Origin of the sequence: Pseudomonas sp. RA_35y_Pfl2_P32 (assembly GCF_963970735.1) — a bacterium.
Lineage (GTDB): Bacteria > Pseudomonadota > Gammaproteobacteria > Pseudomonadales > Pseudomonadaceae > Aquipseudomonas.
Window position 1 is genome coordinate 1 of the sequence record NZ_CAXAQF010000409.1, and the last position, 311, is coordinate 311.

General features: G+C 40.5%; 1 rRNA gene. It reads left to right on the forward strand.

Annotation, left to right across the window (positions count from 1 at the left end):
* Positions 1-60, forward strand: a 16S ribosomal RNA gene (locus tag AACY45_RS28930); the annotation flags it as partial.
* Between the last annotated feature and the right edge of the window lie 251 nt (positions 61-311).

Consider the following 311-nt stretch of genomic DNA (forward strand, 5'->3'; position numbering starts at 1 on the left):
ACTGGGGTGAAGTCGTAACAAGGTAGCCGTAGGGGAACCTGCGGCTGGATCACCTCCTTAATCGACGACATCAGCTGCTGCATAAGCTCCCACACGAATTGCTTGATTCATTGAAGAAGACGATAAGGTTTCTCCTTAAGAAGAGACTTTTTTGTTTTAAAGCTTAGAAATGAGCATTCCATCTTGGTGATGGTGAATGTTGATTTCTAGTCTTTGATTAGATCGTTCTTTAAAAATTTGGGTATGTGATAGAAAGATAGACTGAACGTTACTTTCACTGGTAACGGATCAGGCTAAGGTAAAATTTGTGA